General features: G+C 50.0%; 8 protein-coding genes. 4 read left to right on the top strand and 4 right to left on the bottom strand.

Going from position 1 to position 5,858, the window contains the following annotated elements:
- The 4 genes from AAH187_RS13075 to AAH187_RS13060 all read left to right on the top strand — a co-directional run.
- Positions 1–471, top strand: a 471-nt coding sequence (locus AAH187_RS13075; protein WP_342348904.1) for a phosphate-starvation-inducible PsiE family protein, incomplete at its 5' end; no start/stop codon positions are given.
- A 927-nt stretch (positions 472–1,398) separates the two neighbouring features.
- Entirely contained in the window at positions 1,399–1,554 is a 156-nt protein-coding gene (locus AAH187_RS13070; RefSeq protein ID WP_342348903.1) for a hypothetical protein, read from the top strand.
- Between the two features lie 72 nt (positions 1,555–1,626).
- Entirely contained in the window at positions 1,627–2,010 is a 384-nt protein-coding gene (locus AAH187_RS13065; protein WP_342348902.1) for a CBS domain-containing protein, read from the top strand.
- A gap of 145 nt (positions 2,011–2,155) precedes the next feature.
- Positions 2,156–2,356, top strand: a complete 201-nt coding sequence (locus tag AAH187_RS13060; protein ID WP_342348901.1) for a hypothetical protein — start codon at positions 2,156–2,158, stop codon at positions 2,354–2,356.
- On the opposite strand, the gene modC is transcribed toward AAH187_RS13060, so the two are convergent.
- From modC to AAH187_RS13040, 4 genes are all read right to left on the bottom strand, one after another.
- Positions 2,344–3,441, bottom strand: a complete 1,098-nt coding sequence (gene modC, locus AAH187_RS13055; RefSeq protein WP_342348900.1) for a molybdenum ABC transporter ATP-binding protein — start codon at positions 3,439–3,441, stop codon at positions 2,344–2,346. The two genes, AAH187_RS13060 and modC, sit on opposite strands and share 13 nt — an antisense overlap.
- Complete coding sequence (gene modB, locus AAH187_RS13050) at positions 3,438–4,121, bottom strand: molybdate ABC transporter permease subunit (RefSeq protein ID WP_342348899.1); 684 nt, start codon at positions 4,119–4,121, stop codon at positions 3,438–3,440. The genes modC and modB overlap by 4 nt, the downstream gene beginning before the upstream one ends.
- A gap of 67 nt (positions 4,122–4,188) precedes the next feature.
- On the bottom strand, positions 4,189–4,953 hold the full coding sequence (modA, locus tag AAH187_RS13045) for a molybdate ABC transporter substrate-binding protein (RefSeq protein ID WP_342348898.1): 765 nt from the start codon (positions 4,951–4,953) through the stop codon (positions 4,189–4,191).
- 80 nt (positions 4,954–5,033) lie between these two features.
- Positions 5,034–5,858 (bottom strand): alginate export family protein (locus AAH187_RS13040; RefSeq protein ID WP_342348897.1); only part of this gene is annotated, 825 nt, incomplete at its 5' end.

Here is a 5,858-nt window from a genome sequence, read left to right as displayed (position 1 = left end):
TCATCCGCCTGGCTGGCCAAAGCGTTGGAGGCCGACCTGACCCATTTCTGGATGAAAGGCATTAAAGCCGTCCTGAGCCTATTAATTGTCACCATCCTCGTAGGACTCGCTGGAGGCGTCCTAAGAGTTTTCTTGAATTTAGAAGCCCTTTTCACCGAACCTCTCGAACAGGTCTTTCGTCAGCTCATCGTGGACACGTTGATCATTCTGGCCATCGTGGAGGTCTTTAAAACAACCGTGACCTATTTTTCCGAAGGGCGGGTGAAGGTCACGTTCATCGTGGATACGATTCTCGTGGTCATGCTTACCGAAATTATTTCAAAATGGTTCTCAGAAGCCCATCTCGATCAATGGATGATTCTTGGCGGGATCTTGATGGTATTGGCCATCATCAGGGTCGTGGCCGTCCAATGGTCTCCAACACGAGGGGAAAATGCTCCGGAATGGACTCCAACCCCAAGACCTCTCTAACCTCAAGGGAGCTAAAGGAATTCCAGCCCCTTCCCGGCGGATTGAATATTTGACTGCCATCACTAACCAGGCCTGCCCTACCCTTGAAATATTCTTCAAAACAAATGAAAAATGAAACCGAATACCGGAACGATGCCGGGGAAGGTGAGAAGCGCCTACATGATTAAAATACGACCACGCCAAAACCTGAACGACTCCGGCATTGAAGTCGTTACGCCCACACGGAGGATGGATCGCGACCACGCAACTTACTATACACTGGGTGACAGAAAGTCCTCCTCTCCGGCGCGGAAGACCCATCTATTTGCCGGAAGTCGAACATGTCATGAATCAGGAACAATCGGCTCCGGACAGTGATGTTCCACGTTCCCGTTCCGCAACGTAAGCCAAACATACATTGATGTCCCCGGAGATGAGTAAGAGTAAATCCCGGAGGACTTCCTCTTCAGGCATGCTTGCCTGGCAACCCAGAATTCCCCCAACAGTCGGCTTCGTTCTCCAAACAGTGGAGAGCACTATCGGACTTCAATGTTCCGAACAATTCGTTTAAGTCAAGCCACAGGAACCATTTACCTCGTTGCAAGCGGACAGGCACAAAAAATTCAACCCCTGAATCGGCTTGTCATAAAAGACGAAACCACCTTCACGTCAAGAAACCATAAACACAAATCAGCGGAACATTCGATGAAGGTCATACCCGACGTCTTCACACGAAGAACATACCCTATTTTTTCACCGAATTACCCGGCCCGACGGTCGACGGGTTCGCTCCCATGAATTTATGGTCTTCAATTGCACCGGCTCACCAAGACTCCATCAAATGTTACGGACTGCTAACGATTCAGAAACTCCATGGTAACACCACCCTGTCATGATACTGAGAGCATTGAGCAACGATGACACAACAAATCCGTCAGGAGACACACAATGAAATTCATGGTCATGACAGTGGGAGTACTCATACTCCTTCAGCCACTCATGTACGGCATTCGCACCCTTCTCCATCTCTCCCCACGCCCACGCCACTGCTATCCAATTTTGCATGGGAAAGGCCCGAAAGGAAAATTTTCGCTGGTGGCTTAAACACCGACCCCAAACGAGACAAGAAGATTCAGAACTCTCAATCTATCATTCAATACCGAAAGGAGCACACCTATGATTCGAGTGGAAGAACTTATGAAACAGGATCTCGCCTCAGTGAATTGCGGGGATCTCGTATCTCTAGCAGCCACCTTGATGCGAATTCGTCGCATCGGTTGCGTGTTTGTCAAACAACAGGGACATATTGTGGGAATCGTGACTGAAGCCGACATTGTCCGCAAAGTGGTCTCCACCCGCCGGTCGCCCGACCAAACCGAAGTCGAGACCATTATGACTGCCCCCGTGATCAGCATTGATCAAGACGCACCGATTTTTGAAGCGGCGGACTTGATGGACCGATCCGGCACTCGTCACCTGGCTGTCACCCACCGGGATGACATTGTCGGGATTGTGTCGGTTCGCGACCTCCTGCACCCTGTGGCCATCGATGAATTCTAATATTTCCTGGCCGACACGGGTCCACACCTCTTCTTTTTGGGCCTGGCTGAACAGACTCTCCTGGATCCCAGGTTATATTCTGTGCACCCAAACGTGAACCCGATCTGAGCCTTTGGGCATCAAGGGTCACTTCAGTTTGTTGACTATGGCAATGTTGGTGGCCATCGCCGGAGACGTCCTGGTGACGTTTCCGGAACGTGCTCCTCTCTTTGCCATGCCACCCAATAAAGCTAAGATAGGTCGTCATGACCTGGTTCTGCTGACCAATAAAGAAGGCTTCAAACCCACCCTACTGCCGTATCCCCAAAAGTGGTTATTTCCAGAATTGCACCGTTATTCCACGTAATCGTGAGTGAGAGCCACGGCTTTGATTTGGGCGTGGACCTTCTGACCGGGATGAAGCTTGAGGGTGACTAACGATTTTCGTGTAATGGTGGCCAGCAAGGGACAACCAATATCCAATTTGATATCGACAAAAGGTTGACCAGGCTCAATGGGTCCGATTTCCATGACGGTCGCCATTAAGACATTCAACACACTGGTTTGAAAAACAGGTGGATTTGCGACAAGGCTGACATCCCTGGCCAAAATCTGCACACGCAAGGATTCTCCAATAGAGTAATGTTGATGAGGCACCGACAACTGTCCGCCAGAAAAAGTGAGAGTGGTGAGCCCGAATTCAAAATCATGTTCGGCCACACGAGTGTCAATGACTGCACCAATGTGGCTGTCCGGGATCACACGGCGACTGCTTACTTGAGAAAAGACTTCAGCAAGGGGTCCGATAGCGGCCACGCTCCCGTCCTTCAACAGAATGAGGGTTTTGGCGAGTTGCACCACTTCATGCAGAGCATGACTCACGTAAAGAATGGGAATCCTGAATTCCTTATCCAGCCTTTGGATAAAGGTCATGATTTCCCGCTTTCGTTGAACATCAAGAGAGCTGAGCGGTTCGTCCATGAGGAGCAGGCGCGGGCTGGTTAATAAAGCACGGCCAATGGCCACTCGTTGTTGTTCTCCGCCAGACAGATGAGTTGGCCTGCGTTCCAACAACGAGCCTAAACCCAGGATCTCGACGACCTGATCGAGTGAAATACGACGCTCCGATTCCGGTATCCGTTTCCATCCATACAAAAGGTTCGATCGAACGCTTAAGTGTGGAAACAACCGGGGATCTTGAAACACGAAACCAACCGGACGTTGGGAGAGTGGAAGAAAAATATTGTTGGGTTCATCCTGCCAAACCTGTTCTCCCAAGGAGAGAAATCCATCCGGCGATCGTTCCAATCCAGCGAGACAGCGTAAGAACGTCGTCTTGCCGCATCCGGAAGGACCGAATACGACCGTGATCCCTTCGGCAGGTATGCTGGCTTTCACCTGCAGATGGAATGATGGAAAGACGACCTCGAATCTGGCTATCAACTCGCTCATGAGACGTGGATAGGCAAGCGGCGGTTTACCGTATAGACCATAAGAAGGACCAGAAATGAAAACACGAGAAGCCCTGCCGACAGCACATGGGCCTGGGTATATTCCAAGACCTCCACATGATCGTATATGGCAATAGAGAGTACCTTCGTTCTCCCTGGAATATTCCCTCCCACCATTAAGACCACACCAAATTCGCCAAGGGTATGTGCGAACCCAAGGACAATAGCCGTGAGATATCCGCGAGAGGCCATGGGGGAAGCAATAGTCAGAAATGTGTCGAGCTTGGAAGCCCTGAGCGACCAGGCCGCCTCTAACGGCTTTCTCCCGATTGACTCAAAGGCACCATGCAAGGGTTGAACGACGAACGGAAGCGAATAGAGCGCGGAAGCAATGACAAGTCCGGTAAACGTGAATGAAAGCGCTGATCCGGTTACCGCCTGCGAGGCGCTCCCGATCCAACCATGAGGGCCCAATAAGACCAGTAAATAAAATCCGAGCACGGTGGGCGGCAATACGAGAGGCATGGCGACAATGGCTTCAACAACCGTCCGGGCTCGGGATCGGGTATGTGCAAGCCACCAGGCAAGCGGAGTTCCAATGATCAGAAGCACGATCACCGTCACTCCGGCCAGGTGCAAGGTCAGCCAGAGAGGTCCTAAATCTACCTCGGATAATGTCATGGCTCCCTATGTAGCATTATCATCTTTGGAATGGAAGTTCCTTTTTCATCGGTCGATATGTGGTTGATTATGGCAGCGCATAGCCAAATCGTTCAATGATAGCCTTGCTCTTATCACCTTTGACAAAATCCAAAAATGCTCTGGCGCCTGCATGATTCTGTCCAGTCACTAACAGGACCGCTTCTTGTTCGAGTGAATCGTGAAATGAAGGTGGTACATCCCACCGGCTGCCACCTCCGTTGATTTTGGGATCCAATACTTGGGAAAGGGCCACGAAACCAAGTTGGGCGTTCTTGGAAAACACGAATTGAAAAGCCTGCCCGATGTTTTCCCCCTGAACGATCCGATCCTTGAGGGATTCCCAGAGGCCCATCTTCTTGAGTGTTTGTTCCGCAGCCCTGCCATAGGGCGCAGTCTTCGGATTGGCAATGGCCAGATGATTGAAGTGGCCATCTGATAGAAGGTGTTGCGCCTCCCCTTGAACCACGTTCGAATCTGAACTCCATAAAGTCAGACGCCCCACAGAATAAACAAACCGGCTTCCCTTAACTGCCAACCCTTCTTTTTCCAACAATTGCGGGCGCTCGGCATCTGCTGAAAACAGGACATCGAACGGTGCACCGTTTTTGATTTGTGCATAAAGTTTTCCGCTCGATCCGGAACTGACCAGTATCGTGTGACCCGTGTCTGTCTGAAAATTCGTGATAATTTCGTTAAGAGTAGCCAAAAAATTTGCGGCAACGGCCACTCGGACTTCCTCGGCGGTGGCGGTCGTTACACATACATTAAAAAAGAACATGAGGGCTAAAGCATGGACCCGGAGAAACATCATACACCTCGCAATTCAATAGATGTCGCCAGGTGGCTCAGTCTAAAGAACAGGTTGACCCTGATTAATGACTTGGAACCTTTTCACAATCTGATGCGCATGGAAAGATAAAAATAATCCGTATCTTTGTTCCCGCCTTGAGGCAGATTCGCCGAAGCCGGAAGCCGATCGAAATAGGATCCCTTGAACCAATGATCGTACCCGGCATCAAAATCCAAATTTTCACTGATCTTCCATGACACCCGTATATCAAGATCATGCCCTAAATAATTTCCTGCCCCCCCTGTGGAATCTTCTAAAAGGATCCCCCCATTCACAGCAGTGCCTTGAGCCAGGTACCAGAACCGCTGTTTGATTTGCATCGTCACATTTTTGGCAGGGTTGGCAACCAACCTCCAACCGGGAGAACTGATGTTGGACCGGAGAAATGGACCGAAAATTCCCGTAGCCATCAAATCCCATCGTCGGGCTCCAAACAGGGGATCAAAGGTTCCACTCTGGCTTCCTCCGGGGGTGCGAGTCCCGCTGGCATAGACATATTGCACTAAAAATTGCGGAGTCCAGGGCACATTAAACGTATACCCGACTTGAACAGTGGGATTATAGGCAAAATGATCGACCTGCCCTAATTGTCCGACTTGAACGGCCCCCTCCAATTCATAATCGAATTCACTAACGGCAGGATTTTTATATAAGCGAAATCCATAGGTTCCATACGTACGATGAAGGTTCTTATTTTGTTGTCGTTGGTCGTTTAACCCGTAATAATAAGCCTCCATATTCATCCAGGATATCTGTAGGTTTTCCACATACGCGCCCCAGAATAAAAATTTTTTATTCTGCTCGTCGAGTTTGACCTCGTCCCGAATAACCGGTTCGGTAATAAAGGTGCGGAATCGCCAGGTATC

Origin of the sequence: uncultured Nitrospira sp. (assembly GCA_902500695.1) — a bacterium.
Lineage (GTDB): Bacteria > Nitrospirota > Nitrospiria > Nitrospirales > UBA8639 > Nitrospira_E.
Note: the sequence above shows the minus strand (reverse complement) of the source record. Positions and strands in the feature narration are given on the sequence as shown.